At 63.7% G+C, this 13,907-nt stretch carries 9 protein-coding genes; 5 read left to right on the top strand and 4 right to left on the bottom strand.

All coding sequences use genetic code 11. The features are described 5' to 3' along the window. Positions 1 to 172: 172 nt before the first annotated feature. Complete coding sequence (locus tag V8J55_RS10950) at positions 173 to 2,515, bottom strand: TonB-dependent receptor (protein ID WP_336445632.1); 2,343 nt, start codon at positions 2,513 to 2,515, stop codon at positions 173 to 175. 538 nt (positions 2,516 to 3,053) lie between these two features. On the opposite strand from V8J55_RS10950, the gene V8J55_RS10945 reads away from it, so the two are divergent. After that, a complete protein-coding gene (locus V8J55_RS10945; RefSeq protein ID WP_336445631.1) occupies positions 3,054 to 3,719 on the top strand; it encodes a TetR/AcrR family transcriptional regulator in 666 nt (221 codons plus the stop codon). An 84-nt stretch (positions 3,720 to 3,803) separates the two neighbouring features. Here V8J55_RS10945 and V8J55_RS10940 read toward each other — a convergent pair whose 3' ends face one another. The 3 genes from V8J55_RS10940 to V8J55_RS10930 are packed head-to-tail and all read right to left on the bottom strand — an operon-like array spanning position 3,804 to position 8,616. Further along, on the bottom strand, positions 3,804 to 5,138 hold the full coding sequence (locus V8J55_RS10940; protein WP_336445630.1) for a serine hydrolase domain-containing protein: 1,335 nt from the start codon (positions 5,136 to 5,138) through the stop codon (positions 3,804 to 3,806). Positions 5,139 to 5,194: 56 nt separating this feature from the next. Further along, the gene (locus V8J55_RS10935) at positions 5,195 to 6,484 is read right to left on the bottom strand and encodes a sugar isomerase (protein ID WP_336445629.1); all 1,290 of its coding nucleotides are present in this window, start codon (positions 6,482 to 6,484) and stop codon (positions 5,195 to 5,197) included. Between the two features lie 20 nt (positions 6,485 to 6,504). Next, the gene (locus tag V8J55_RS10930) at positions 6,505 to 8,616 is read right to left on the bottom strand and encodes a bifunctional rhamnulose-1-phosphate aldolase/short-chain dehydrogenase (RefSeq protein WP_336445628.1); all 2,112 of its coding nucleotides are present in this window, start codon (positions 8,614 to 8,616) and stop codon (positions 6,505 to 6,507) included. A gap of 125 nt (positions 8,617 to 8,741) precedes the next feature. On the opposite strand from V8J55_RS10930, the gene V8J55_RS10925 reads away from it, so the two are divergent. The 4 genes from V8J55_RS10925 (at position 8,742) to V8J55_RS10910 (ending at position 13,882) form a co-directional block, all read left to right on the top strand. Beyond that, on the top strand, positions 8,742 to 10,136 hold the full coding sequence (locus V8J55_RS10925; protein ID WP_336445627.1) for an FGGY-family carbohydrate kinase: 1,395 nt from the start codon (positions 8,742 to 8,744) through the stop codon (positions 10,134 to 10,136). Beyond that, a complete protein-coding gene (gene lldD, locus V8J55_RS10920; protein WP_336445626.1) occupies positions 10,133 to 11,287 on the top strand; it encodes an FMN-dependent L-lactate dehydrogenase LldD in 1,155 nt (384 codons plus the stop codon). Before V8J55_RS10925 ends, lldD begins: the two co-directional genes overlap by 4 nt. After that, positions 11,284 to 12,549, top strand: coding sequence for an MFS transporter (locus V8J55_RS10915; protein WP_336445625.1), 1,266 nt, complete (start codon positions 11,284 to 11,286; stop codon positions 12,547 to 12,549). Before lldD ends, V8J55_RS10915 begins: the two co-directional genes overlap by 4 nt. A 238-nt stretch (positions 12,550 to 12,787) precedes the next feature. Next, entirely contained in the window at positions 12,788 to 13,882 is a 1,095-nt protein-coding gene (locus tag V8J55_RS10910) for an alpha/beta hydrolase (protein WP_336445624.1), read from the top strand. Positions 13,883 to 13,907 lie beyond the last annotated feature (25 nt).

Raw genomic sequence — 13,907 nt, 5'->3', positions numbered from 1 at the left:
CGCGTGCTCCGAACGCATGGATAAACCCGGGGACCGTTGCTCGCGCTATGTCCTAACCTTCCCAAACATGGTATTTTTTCGCCCAAAAGGCGGCCAGGCACGTGTCAACAGCACCCGGCCGCCGTGTAGCAATTCGCCAGAGGATCGGCCCAGGCCGGCCGTCCCCGTCTCGTCAGAACCGGAAATCGATTGCCGCACCATAGGTCGCGCCGCGCGCTGGAGCGATCCAATAGGACTGGCCCGCGCCCCCGTTGAATCCGGTGAGAGCGTCGAAAGTCAGCCGGGAGTAATTCGTCCCGAGCAGGTTGCGCGCGAACACGGAAGCGCCCCAGCTACGATCCGGACTCCGCACACCAAACCGTGCGTTGAGCAAGGTCTTGCCCGAAATATCGAGCACCGGATCGGGCGTCGATCCCGCAAACTGGGAGCTCTCATAGGTCACGTCGGCTTGCCCGAAGATGGTCAGGCCAGGCGTGACTTCCTTGGCATATTCGCCGTTCAGCAAGAGACGCCATTTCGGCACACTCGCCAGTTGCGAGACAGGAGACGTCAAGCCGGCGGCGGAGCATGCGCCCACTCCGGGGGTCTGGGCCGGACTGCACGCAACCACGAAATCATCGGAATAGGTCGCGCGGTTGTACAACACGCCACCGACGAGGGTCAGTTCATCGGTCGGCCGCGCCGTGAGGTTGAAGTCGACGCCCTTGCTGACAATGTGCGGTGCGTTGCCCTGGGCGAAATTGCCCGCGCCCGCGCCCGAAGGCGGGACATAGACCGAGGTCTGGAAATTCTTCACCTTGTTGTGGAAGAGCGCCAGGGTCACGAACACTCGGTTGTCGAGGAACCCGCCCTTGAGCCCGATCTCATAGTTCATCGGAATTTCCGGACGAATGACCGGGAAGGCGATCGGCGGTGCGGTCTGATCGTTGACCGCCGGCCCCTTGTAGCCGCGCGTCGCGGTAAAATAGGTCATCAAGTTCGGCGACCACTCATATTGCGCGCCGAGCTTCCACGAGAAATTATTGACCTTCACCGACTCGTCGACGGGCGCAATGTAGAAGGCGGGGTTGAACGCATATCCATAGCTGGCAAGCGTCGGTGTCGTCAGCGGAGTCAGCGCAGTCGACACGTCGGACAGCGTGTCACGGGTATAGCGTGCGCCTGCAATGAGCGAGAACTGGTCGGTAACGTGGAACGTGGCCTGCCCGAACGCCGCATAGGTGCGCTGATCGATGTCGAGAAAGTTGACACGGCCGATCGCGGTCAGAGGAGGGATGCCAAGAAGCGGCAGGATCGCCGGGGGAAGCCCCAGGAGACCCGCCTGAATCACCGAGTCCTTCTGGTTCTTGCTGAAATAGAACAGACCGAGCTGATATTCGAGCCGCTGGTTCGAAGGCGAGGTCAGGCGGATTTCCTGGCTGAATATCTGCAGGTCCTCGGCCGTCAGGTTGGTGTCGAGAATATTCTCGGACAGGAAGTCGCTGTCGCCGCCGGGTCCGTTATAATCCAGATCGCCAAGCTTGGTCCGGCGGTACGCGGTGATAGAGGTAAGCGTGTGGTCGCCGAGGCCGAGATCGACCTGCCCCGAAAAACCGAACTTCTCGGTTCGGCCGGGAATGGTTGAATTGCCGAGCGAGCAGTTTTCCCGATTGTCCAGGCTGGCGACGATTCCGCAAACGGCGAGTCTGGCCTGAAGGGCCGGGGTCGGAGCGATGGCATATGCGATGTCGCGCTGCGCGTTGGCGCGGCTGAGGCTGTAATCGCCGATCAGATTGATTTCGAGATTGCTGGTCGGCTCCCACCGCAAGCGTCCGCGGACGCCGCGCGTCGTGCTCTCCGGCTCCTCTCCGGTAATCGTGTTCCGGACGATCCCCCGCGTTTTGGTGTTGAAGCCGCTCACGCGAAAGGCAAGGTCCTCGCCAAGCGGAACGTTTAGCGTAAGCTGCTCGCGATGAGCCCCGAAATCTTCGACTTCGACCCGGCCAATGGCTTCGAATTTGTTGAACACGGGCGCCTTGGTGACGACGTTTATCACGCCTGCGGAAGCGGTCGTGCCAAACAGCGTTCCCTGCGGCCCGCTCAGCACTTCGACGCGCTCAAGGTCAAACAGACTGCTGATCTGCGGCACGCCAACCGAGGGCGGGCCGAGATCGATGCCATCGAGGAGAACGGCGACCGCGCCCGCCGAGGAACGGGTCACGCCGTTGGTAGAAAGGCCGCGGATGGCACCGCTGGAAGAAACCGAAGGGACAGAGCGCGAAAGGTCGCTGACATTGTAGATACGCTGGCGCTCGAGCTGCTCGCTGCTGACCGCGTTCACGGATACCGGAACGTCGATGATCCGCTCTTCGCGCTTCTGGGCCGTGACCACGATCGCAGCATCGTCGACCGTTTCGCCGGTCTGCGGCGAGGCGGGCTGAGCAGTCTGGGCGTGGGCCCCCGTGCATGTGAAAGCAGTCGCGGCGAGCGCGATGAGCGACGCCTGCGCGATACGCGAAGAACTTCTCAGAGACATTATGATCCTCCCCATTGGGCCCGGGCGCTGTTTCGCACCCCAACCCTCTCAACTCCAATTTTTATAAACAGTCAATACTGATCGTAAGATGACAATGAATTTCTTGTGGGTGTGGCATTTCTGCCGCGGAGGTGGCGATCATAGCCATCGCGCACAAGCTCGAGGGCCTTGGCTTTCCGCCCTCTGTGAATGATTTCATGGGCCGGCCTGCCCTTCGTCTTCGCTGCCCGCCACGCCAGGCGTGGCGGGTGCAAAAACAGACGTTCGTGGCGTGGGCCACACGGGTGAGGCATGGCCGCGAGGCGCTCGGCCCCCGGGAGTCGATCGCCGCGATTCGCGTGATATCGCAGGGGCGACGCTGTTCAATTTACTAAACAATCTTGACTGCTTTCTTTTATCCCTGCACTGTCAAGGGCGAGACGAGCCGATCGCCTGCAATCCGGAAAGGGGCGCTTGACGGCAGCGAGCGAGACGCCAACGTCGAACGGGGAGAAATGATGAACCGCGGCACGCATCCCTCCATTTTCGGGCGTCGATGATGACGGGTCGATCGCAGGCGAACCGGCCGGAGGCAGCGCTGCGATCCCTGCCGGATCGGAAATCTCAGAAAGCGCGCAGCGCCAGGACGCGCCAGCTGCTCCGCGACGCAGCCATTCAATGCCTCTCCCAGCACGGTTATGGCATGACAACCACGACCCTGATTGCCGAAATGGCAGGCGTGAGCCGCGGCGCGATGCTGCACCAGTTTCCATCGAAGGCCGACCTGATGATCTTTGTGGTCGAGTCGATCTTTGAGGAGCAGGCCGAATATTATCGCGAACAACTCAAGGCAGCGAACGACAAACGGCAGCGCCTTCTGGCGTATCCCGAAGCCGTTTGGGCCTCTACGCGCCGACCATCGGGAATCGCGATGCTGGAGATATTCCAGGGCTCACGAAGCGATCATGCCCTCGCGGCGAAGTTGAGTCCCGTACAGGCGCGCATCGACGCGATAGCGATTGCGAGCCTGACCAAGGAATTCAAGCGCGAACCGTCGGTCGCCATGTTCCAACTGATCGTCGGCGCTGCGCGCGGACTCGCACTTGGCGAAGTCATCGCGCCGGCCGGCGAGACCGGGAAGGATGCCATCCTGCTTCTGCGCGAACTGCTCGAAGCCGCCGCCGGGCACCAGCGGCCGGATGAGGATCTGCCGGGCGGAGCCTAAGCGTGCGTTGCGGCTGTACCCGCACGACAGACTTCAAGCCGATGGACCGAATGGATTTCGGCGGCAGGCTTCGGTTGGTACGGCTCAGCCGACGATGGCGGCGCGAACGGCCTTTTCGAAATTATTCGATGCGCTTGCCGGCGGCGGATTCATCTGGATGAAGAAAACACCGGCTAGGTCCAATGCGGGTTCAACCCAGCTTTCGGTGCCATATGCGCCTCCCCAGCCATAGGCCCCGATGCTGCGTCCGTTCAAATTCTCGGGGGTCTCGGCGATCCGCACCGCCAGACCGAAACCATTGCCCTTCGTCAACGCCGGAAACCAGTCGGCAAAAAGGGTCCCAATGACATTCTGGTGCATGAGGGCATGCACTTCTGGACGGATGATGCGTCGCCCGTTGAAACTCCCCTTATTGAGAAGCATGAGCTCGAAGTTCATGAAATCATGGACAGTACTGAAGATGCCGCCGCCGCCCGAGATATATTTATAAGGCCCGGGACCCAGCAGATGGTCGACCGTCTGCCACGTGCCATCTCTGGTCGCATAGATATCAACGATGCGTGACTGCTTTGCGGCCGGCACATTGTAATAAGTGTCGACCATCTCGAGCGGCGCGAAGATCCGCTCGTGCATATAGACGTCGGCGGGCCGGCCCGAGACGAGCTGCACGATGTACAGTGCGGTATCGAGAGCATCGAGCGGCGAGTAGGAAAATTTCGACCCCGGCTGGAACTGGAGCACGGCCGGACCGATGCGCGGAATGTAGGATTCGAGCGTGTCGCCCGGCAGTCGCTGGATCTTGTTCACGAGCGAAGCGGGTCCCGGCATCATCTTGTCGCCGACGCTGGTGATCCCCGATGTATGCGTCAGAAGGTCGCGAATAACGAGTTCGCGCGTCGCCGGAACGATCTTCACTTTGGCGGGATCGGCATTGCCCGGCGGCGCAATAGCGACCCGCGGGTTGGCGAAGGACGGAATATATTTGCTGACCTTGTCGTCAAGCGACAGCTTGCCCTCATCGACCAGCGTGAGAATTGCGATGGCGGTGACCGGCTTGCTCGACGACATGACGCGAAAGATCGCATCCTTGCGCATCGGCGTCCTGGCGACCGGATTGCTGAACCCCTGCGCCTCATGCCAAACGAGCTTGCCTCGACGCGCGATTGCGCTCACCGCGCCATTGATGACGCCGGCGTCGATCTGCTGCTGCACCGCGTCTCGAACGGCTTCAAGTCCCGCCTGGCCCATGCCTGCATCGGCGGCGGAATGCAGCCTCCAGTCGAAGCGCGGTACACTTGCGGTCATAACGCCGCGCGGCGTGCAGGCGCCGAGCGCGAGCAACGCGCCGACCGAGAGGATCGATCGGCGGCTGAGCGCGCTCGCCGGCGGCGGGCCCTCTTCGATGCGTCTCTCGGTCATCTCACGCCCCTCCTTTTCCGGCCTTGCCGCCGATCATATTGGTATATCAGCGCAAGCTAGACGATCCCGGCACCGAGGCCCACGGGCTCGCGTTCCTGCGCCTTGCGCGCTCGCCAATGGCTCGCGCGATACGTCTTTATCGTGTCGATTGCGCCGCCCGCCTCGACACGGGCCATAGCCAGGATCGGTGTTACATCGAGATCATAGGCCGCCCGGAGGGTGCGAAAGGCGAGCATCGGATCATTCACTTCCTGCGCGATATGCAGCATCGACCGATCGACGAGCAGCGCCTTCGCGTAACAGGCGGTGATCGTCTCGGCCGACGAAAGCATGCTCTCGATCGGATCAGTCACATTGTGCGACTGGTCGATCATATAGGCTGGACGGAAGCCGCCGCGCGGGTTGAGTTCGGCTTCGACGAGTTCGTTGAAGACGAGGAAAAGCTGGTGGGGGTTGATCGACCCCGCATCGAGATCGTCGTCGCCATATTTGCTGTCATTGAAGTGAAAGCCGCCCAGCTTGCCGAAGCGATGGAGCCGCGCAACGATCTGCTCGATGTTCACATTCGGCGCGTGATGCCCGAGGTCGACGAGGCACATAGCCTTGGGTCCGAGTTCCTGCGCCGCGAGGATCGAGCTGCCCCAGTCCGAAATCACCGTCGAATAGAAGGCTGGCTCGAACATCTTGTGTTCGATCAGCATGCGCCAGTCGCCCGGCAGCGCCTTGTAAATCTGGGCAGCCGAATCGAGGTAGCGGTCAAGACTGCGCGCCAGATCCTGCTGGCCGGGAAAATTGGTGCCGTCGCCCACCCAGACGGTGAGGTCCTTCGAGCCCAGCTGCTCACCGATCTCGATGCATTCGATATTATGCTCGATGGCCTGGTCGCGCGTCGCCTTGACGCTCGATGCGAGCGACCCGGTGCTGTAGCTGTGCCGCTGCCCCGGCTGGTCCTGGAAGGTGTTCGAGTTTACCGCATCGAAACCGAGCCCAAGCGCTGCCGCTTCTTCGCGAAGCGCACCATAATCACTGACCTGGTCCCAGGGAAAATGCGGGCTGACGCGCGGCGTCGCACGGCCGAGCTGGTTGATGACCGCGCAATCCTGAAGCTTTTCGTGAATGTTGGTCGGCTCGCCCGGGATCGGAAATTTGGCGAAACGGGTGCCCCCGCGACCAGCGCCCCAACTGGGCACGGCAACCGAGAATTCGGAAACCCGCCGCTTGATCGCGGCCAAGCCCATGCCGCGACGTTCGAGCTTGCGGCCGAGTGCGTCATACTCATCTTCGAGTGCCGCCATCTCGCGGACATTGGCCTCGGCGATCAGTTCCTCCGAAATCGGCATGTTCATCTCAATATCCTCGTTCGGGGTCAGCGGGTGAAGGCCTGGGCGTTGCCGGCGTCGACGTTGATCATGTTGCCGGTTGACTTGGCCGATGCGTCACTCGCCAGAAAATGGACCGCCTCGGCGATGTCCTCGGGCAGCACGTCGCGCTTGAGCAGCGAGCGCTGACGATAATGGTCTTCGAGCTCCTGGCCGGCGCCGATGCCATGCGCGCCGGCGCGCTCCTGGCGCCAGTCGCCGTCCCAGATTTTCGAGCCGCGAATGACTGCATCGGGGTTCACGACATTGACCCGGATGCCGTCGGGCGCACCTTCGAGCGCGAGGCAGCGCGCAAGATGATTGGCGGCCGCCTTGGCCGAGGCATAGGCGCTCGCATTGGTCGCGGCAGCGACAGCATTTTTCGAGCCGATGAACACGACGCTCGCGCCGCCCTGCCCCTTCATGCGTTTGAGAAGCGGCCAGGCCGACCGGCTGGTGAGAAAATAGCCCTCGGCAAGCACGTCGTAATTCTTCTTCCACAAGGCGGTGGTCGTCTCCTCGAGCGGTGCCGAGGAGGCGATGCCGGCGTTGGCGACGAGGATGTCGAGCCCGCCGAATTCGCGCGCGCAGGCGTCGAACGCGGCCTGCACCTCCGCCTCGTCGGTGACGTCGCACACTGCCGCGCGAACCACATCCGGGCCGAACTGCTTTGCAAACCCCTCGCGAACCTCTTCGACGGCGGCGCCGTCGCGGTCGGCGAGCAGGACGCAGGCCCCTTCGCGGAGCAGCCGCGCCGCGGTCGCGGCGCCGATGCCGCCGGCGCCCCCGGTGACCAGCGCGATGCGGCCGACGAGCGGCTTGGGCGCGGGCATGCGCTGGAGCTTCGCTTCCTCGAGAAGCCAATATTCGATGTCGAAGGCTTCCTGTTCGTCGAGCGCGATATAGTCGCCGATCGCCTCGGCGCCGCGCATCACGTTGATCGCGTTACCGTAGAATTCGCCCGCGAGGCGCGCGGTGGTCTTGTCGCCTGCAAAGGTGATGCGGCCTACGCCCGGCACCAGCACGACGACCGGGTTGGGATCGCGCATGGCAGGCGAGTTGGCGCGCTTGCAGCGCTCATAATAGGCCGCGTAAAGCTGGCGATAATCCTCGATCTGGCCCGCGAGATAGGCCTCGTCTTCAAGGCGAGCCGGGTCAAGCGTCAGCGGCGCGATCTTGGTACGCAGGAAATGGTCGGGACAGGAGGTGCCGAGCGCCGCCAGCCGTTCGAATTCCACGCTTCCGACGAACTCGAGCGCCTCGGCATCGTCCGAATAGTGGCCGACCTTGCGGCGCGCGCCGGTCATCAGCCCGCGCAGGCGCGGCATGAGCGCCGCCGCGATCGCGGCGCGCTCGGGATTCGGCGCGACGCGCTCGCCGCCGAAGGCTGGACGCACGGCAAGCCGCTCGTTGAGATAGGCCGCGGCGTCGGCGATGAGCCGGACGGTATGCTCGTAGCAGGCCTTGGCGCTGTCCGCCCAGCAGATGATACCATGGCCGGCGAGCATGACCCCTTCGACCCCGGGGTTCGCCTTCACATAGTCGCGCAGCTGCACCCCAAGCGTGTAGCCGGGTCGCTTCCACGGCAGCCAGCCGATCTTGCCGCCCCAGATCGCCTTGGTGGCTTCCTCGCCGCCCGAGCTCGCCGCGAGCGCGATGATCGCGTCGGGATGGACATGGTCGACATGCGCGAAGGGCAGGAGCGAATGGAGTGGCGTGTCGATCGACGCGGTGCGCCCATTAAGATCGAAGGTGCAGTGGGGCAGGTAGCCGACCATTTTGTCGTCGTCGTCCGGGCCGCCATAATGCGCCTCGAGCGACAGGAGCTTGTCCTGGTAAAGCGTCGCGAAGCCGTCGAGCTTCATCGATCCGATGTCGCCGCCCGAACCCTTCACCCACAGAACTTCGACCTCTGCGCCGGAGAGCGGATCAGCCCCCACGATTTTTGCCGAGGTGTTGCCGCCGCCGAAATTGGTCACGGTAAGATCGGACCCGAGGAGATTGGACCGGTAGAGGAGCCGCTCTGCCTCGCCGAGTCTTGCCGCCACGTCATCGTCCCAACGACTCGTCGGCACGGCGAAGGAAATGGCGGGTGCGGCAAGCTTTGTCGGGGCGTTCATGGCAATCCTCGGGAAGCGGTTGATCGGGGCGGTTCGCCGCCTTGCAACGCGCGTCTAACAATTTAGCTAGAAACAATCAACTCTGACTGTTAGTAGATTCGCAAATTGAGAGGATCGCAACAATAATGAGCGCCATTATCGTCATCGACCTGGGCAAGACGCTGAGCAAGGTCAGCCTCTGGTCGGCCGAAGGCGCCATGCTGGACCGGCAGGTTCGTCCAGCTTCGCCGCGCGAGCTTGGCAGCGTGCGACGCCTCGACTCCGACGGAATCGAATCCTGGCTGATCGAAGCGCTCGCCCGCTATGCAGGCGAGGATGTGGGCACAATTGTTCCCGTCGGCCATGGCGCAGGCGTTGTGGCGGTAGATGGCGGGTCGCCGATCTTTCTTCCGCTCGACTATGAGCAGCCGGTCCCGGACCATATTCTCGCCGCCTATCGCGCCGAACGCGATCCCTTTGTCGTCACGGGGTCGCCCGCCCTGCCCGATGGCCTTAACATGGGGGCGCAGCTGTACTGGATGGACCGGCTCTACCCGCGTGTGATGGCCGGCGCGACGCTGCTCCCATGGGCGCAATATTGGGCATGGTTCCTGACCGGGCGCGCGGCCAGCGAGGTCACGAGCCTCGGCTGCCATACGGACCTCTGGAATCCCCTTCGCGGCCGCTTCTCGCCGCTCGCCGAGCGCATGGGCTGGGCAAGGCGCTTCGCGCCGATGGCCAGCGCGAGCGCCGTTCTGGGGCCGATACGCAGCGAGATCGCTGCGCGTACGGGACTTCCCGCCGGGGTCAAGGTGCTCGCCGGGCTGCATGATTCCAACGCGGCGCTTCTTGCCGCACGCGGCTTCCCCGAGATCGCCGACAATGAAGCGACGGTCCTGTCGACTGGCACCTGGTTCGTTGCGATGCGGATCACCGCCGAGACCGTCGACACGACGAAGCTCAGCGAAAGCCGCGACTGCCTCGTCAATGTCGACGCTTTTGGGAAGCCAGTTCCCTCGGCGCGTTTCATGGGCGGACGCGAGATTGAAAGCGTTATCGAGATCGACACCCGCCGTGTCGATATCAAGCCCGATCAGCCAAAGCTGCTCGCGGCAGTATCTGAGGTGATCCGGCGCGGGGCGATGATGCGGCCGACCCTGGCGCCGGGATGCGGGCCCTTCCCGGCTGGGCGGGGCGGCTGGCTCGACGAACCCGACGACTGGTACGAGCGGCGGGCGGCCATGTGCCTCTATGCAGCGCTTGTCGCCGACACCTCGCTCTCGCTCATCGGAAGCCGCGGACGCCTCCTCGTCGAGGGTCGCTTCGCCGAAGCCGATGTGTTCGTCCAGGCGCTTGCTGCACTCCGCCCGGACATGCGCGTCTATACTGCGAACGCCCACAATGACGTGTCCTTCGGCGCCCTCCGGCTGATCGCCCCCGATCTCGAGCCGCAAGGCCAGCTCGTCCGGGTCGCACCGCTGGCGACGGGCATCGCCGCCTATGCGGACCGCTGGCGCGCCGAAGTCGGAGCCTACGCATGATGCCGGCGAGCGTCGCCGATTTCCGCGCGGCGGCGCGGCGACGACTGCCACGCTTCCTCTTCGAATATATCGATGGCGGCTCCTACGCCGAGGTCACCTTGCGCCGAAATGTCGAGGATCTCTCGGCCATCGCGCTGCGGCAGCGCGTGTTACGCGACGTCTCGAACCTCGATCTTTCGACCGAACTGTTCGGGCAGACGCTCGCGCTGCCGATGGCACTTGCCCCGATCGGCCTCGCCGGCCTCAACGCCCGCCGCGGCGAATGCCAGGCCGTGCGCGCGGCCAATGCGGCGGGTATCCCCTTTACCCTTTCGACCGTCTCGGCATGCGACATCGGCGAGGTCGCGCGCGCGACAAGCGCGCCCTTCTGGTTCCAGCTCTACATGATTCGCGACCGCGCCTTCATGCGCGACCTTCTCGCCCAAGCCGCCGCCGCGGGCTGCTCGGCGCTGGTCTTCACCGTCGACATGCCCGTTCCCGGCTCGCGTTACCGCGACTATCGCACCGGTCTCGCGGGTGCCCCGGGCCTCGCCGGCGCCGCGCGGCGTACGCTCCAGGCCATGGCGCGTCCGCGCTGGGCATGGGATGTCGGCGTTCGCGGCCGGCCGCACGCGCTCGGCAATGTCGCACCGGTTCTCAGCGGCAAGACCGGCATCGAGGATTTCTTCGCCTGGATGCGGAACAATTTCGACCCGTCGATCGATTGGCGCGATCTCGATTTCATCCGGTCCGAATGGAGAGGCCCGCTGATCATCAAGGGGCTGCTCGACCCCGAGGACGCGCGCGAGGCGGCCGAACTCGGCGCCGACGGCATCGTCGTGTCGAACCATGGCGGGCGCCAACTCGACGGCGTGCTGTCGACCGCGCGGGCGCTGCCTCCGATCGCCGATGCCGTGGGCGACCGCCTGACCATCCTCGCCGACGGGGGCGTGCGCTCGGGCCTCGACGTCGTGCGGATGCTCGCGCTCGGCGCGAAGGGCGTGCTCCTCGGCCGGGCGTGGGCCTATGCACTCGCGGCCGGCGGTGAGGCCGGGGTCACGCGCATGCTGCAGCTGATCGAAGCCGAAATGCGGGTCGCCATGGCGCTGACCGGCGCACGGACCATCAAAGACATCAACCAAGACATATTAGTGGGAAGGGAATGCCGATGAGCAGCAGCCAGGCCTTGGTGGGCGAACAGCCCCAGACCGACAATTGGAGGAACACGATCCTCGCCGGTCTCGCCAATTATATCGACGCGGGGTCGATCGTCGCGGGCGCCGCGGCACTCGCGCTGTGGAAGGAATTCTACAATCTCTCGAACGATTTCGTAGGTCTCATCGCCGCTTTCGGACCCAATGCGATCGGCGCCGGTGTCGGCGCACTGGTCGGCGGCTGGCTCTGCGACAAGCTCGGCCGCAAGCGGATCTACCAGTGGGACATGCTCGTTTATGCGCTTGGCATGGGCCTGCTCGTCTTCGCGGTGGCGCCGTGGATGATCGTCACCGGCTTCCTGATCGTCGGCCTCGCGGTCGGCGCCGACATCCCGGCCAGCTGGTCGCTCATCGCCGAGGGAGCGCCCGACAAGCGGCGCGGAAAGCATAGCGGCGTCGCGCAGGTCCTTTGGTATCTCGGACCGGTCGTCGTGCTGCTGATGAGCCTTGCGCTCACCGACCTTGGCATATTGGGTGCGCGCATCGTCTTCGCGCATCTGATGATCATCGCGCTCGGTCTGATGCTGCTCCGCCGCAAGATGCGCGAGAGCCGGCGCTGGGAGGAAACGCAGAAGAGCGAAAAGCCGCCCCTGCCGGTATCGACCCTTTTCAGGCAGCCCTATCTCGGATCGATTCTCGGCCTCGTCGGCATGTACGGCTTCTGGAACCTCTGGGCGGGAACGAACGGTTTCTTCTTCCCTTATATCCTGCAGACGCTGGATGTGGCGGATCAGGCGGGCAGCGTCGCAATCCAGGCGCTGAGCTTCGCGATCGGGATGGGCTCGATCTATTTCGTGTTCATGCGCCTGTCGGACAAGGTCAACCAGCGCACCCTCTTCATCGTCTCGGCGCTGATCCAGATCGTCGGCATGGCGCTGCTCGCGGTGTTTCCGCTGGGGATCGGCATCGCGCTGCTTCACGTCTTCCTGCTGCAGTTCGGTGGCGGCTTCGGCGCGCAGAGCTTCTTCCAGCTCTGGAGTTCGGAGATGTTCCCGACCGAACTCCGCGCGACGGCGCAGGGGCTTTGCTTCGCGATCGTGCGCATCTGCCTCGGCTTCTTCAGCTTTTTCGTCCCGGCACTTGCCGCGACGGGGTTCACCAACCTCGCGTGGATTCTCACTGGCTTCCTCGTGGTGAGCGGTCTGATCGGCGCCCTCTGGGCACCGCGCAACGAGGGCAAGTCGCTCGAGCAGCTCGAACGCGAGCGCCAGTCGGCATGAACTTGAAATCCATCCTCCCCCTGATGGGGTGTCGGCACGCGGTTCGAATGCGACCCTTCGAACCGCGTGCCGACTGTGACTATGACTATAAAGCGTCAGCCGGACGCCGGATTTTTATGGTCAGATCTGATTGTTTTGGATAAGTCGCGTTGCGAAGCTTCCGACCGGCGGGCCGGGCTCGAACCAGCGACAATCGCAACCTTCCCGTCATAATTTCATGGAGCCGCAGAACATGGTCATGGATCAAGCCCGTCCGAAATCCCGGTTGCGCCGCGTCGTTAAATGGACGCTGCTCGGCCTCCTTGCGCTCCTTGCCGGTCTGGTCGTCGCCGGGCTCGTCATCGTGAACAGCCAGGACGGGACGGTCAAGTTGCTTCAGTCCTATCTCTATTCGCAATGGGGCTATCCGGCCAATTCGTTCGACCCTCGTACCCCGGCTGCAGAAACGGTGCGCGCCGATGGCGTGCGCGTCCGCAGCAATCTCCGCTATGGAACGCGCTACCCGAACAGCTTTCTCGACATCTGGTATCCCTCGGCGGACCGTACGCCGCGGCCGACCGTGATCTACATTCATGGCGGCGGCTTCTTCATGGGCGACAAGGTCGAGGGCGATCCGCTGGCGGCCGGCACAGCCAATCCGGCGGGCACCGGCATCGACGCGATGGTGAAAGCCGGCTTCAATGTCGTCAGCATCGATTATGCCTTCGCGCCCGCCTATCGATATCCGGTTCCCTTGCGCCAGCTCGACGAGGCGATCCGGTACCTGTCGGGCGATGCCGACCGCCTGGGCCTCGACATGAAAAATGTCGTGATCATGGGAGGCAGCGCCGGAGCCCAGATGACCGCGCAATATGGCCTGCTCCTGTCGAACCCGGACTATGCGAAGGCGGTCGGAGTCCGGCCGTCGATCGCGCGGCCCGACGTCAAGGCTCTCGTCGTCTTCTCCGCTCCGCTCAAGGTGTCGGGCTTCGGCTGGCGGATGAACGCCATGATGTGGGCGTATCTCGGAACGAAAGATCTCGAGACCAGCCGGCAAGCGAAGCAGATGGATATCGTTCCGAACGTTGGTCCCGGTTACCCGGCGACCTATATCACCGACGGCAACCAGCCCGACACTTTCCCCATGCACGCCAAGGCGATGGCCGCAAAATTGCGCGAGCAGAAGATCGACCATGTCTTCACCTATTATGAGGAAGACGAAGCGCGGCTCGATCATGGCTATACCGCGCGCCTCGATACGAAGCAGGGCCGCGAGAATATGGACCGGGCGATCGCCTTCATCCGCGAGCGCACGCTCGACATCCAGGCGCCGGTCGCGAGGCCTCAAAACTGAAAGGCGGAGCAGGCTTTCGAACGAT

The organism is Sphingopyxis sp. CCNWLW2, from assembly GCF_037095755.1.
Lineage (GTDB): Bacteria > Pseudomonadota > Alphaproteobacteria > Sphingomonadales > Sphingomonadaceae > Sphingopyxis.
The sequence above is the reverse complement of the archived record's forward strand: the minus strand, read 5'-3'. Positions and strand labels throughout refer to the sequence as shown.

What these genes read in the sequence shown, in the direction of transcription:
- V8J55_RS10915 (WP_336445625.1), top strand. Translation starts at nt 11,284, where the DNA reads ATGAGCAGCAGCCAGGCCTTGGTGGGCGAACAGCCCCAGACCGACAAT.
- V8J55_RS10930 (WP_336445628.1), bottom strand. Translation starts at nt 8,616, where the DNA reads ATGAACGCCCCGACAAAGCTTGCCGCACCCGCCATTTCCTTCGCCGTG.
- V8J55_RS10910 (WP_336445624.1), top strand. Translation starts at nt 12,788, where the DNA reads ATGGATCAAGCCCGTCCGAAATCCCGGTTGCGCCGCGTCGTTAAATGG.
- V8J55_RS10940 (WP_336445630.1), bottom strand. Translation starts at nt 5,138, where the DNA reads ATGACCGAGAGACGCATCGAAGAGGGCCCGCCGCCGGCGAGCGCGCTC.
- V8J55_RS10925 (WP_336445627.1), top strand. Translation starts at nt 8,742, where the DNA reads ATGAGCGCCATTATCGTCATCGACCTGGGCAAGACGCTGAGCAAGGTC.
- V8J55_RS10950 (WP_336445632.1), bottom strand. Translation starts at nt 2,515, where the DNA reads ATGTCTCTGAGAAGTTCTTCGCGTATCGCGCAGGCGTCGCTCATCGCG.
- V8J55_RS10945 (WP_336445631.1), top strand. Translation starts at nt 3,054, where the DNA reads ATGACGGGTCGATCGCAGGCGAACCGGCCGGAGGCAGCGCTGCGATCC.
- lldD (WP_336445626.1), top strand. Translation starts at nt 10,133, where the DNA reads ATGATGCCGGCGAGCGTCGCCGATTTCCGCGCGGCGGCGCGGCGACGA.
- V8J55_RS10935 (WP_336445629.1), bottom strand. Translation starts at nt 6,484, where the DNA reads ATGAACATGCCGATTTCGGAGGAACTGATCGCCGAGGCCAATGTCCGC.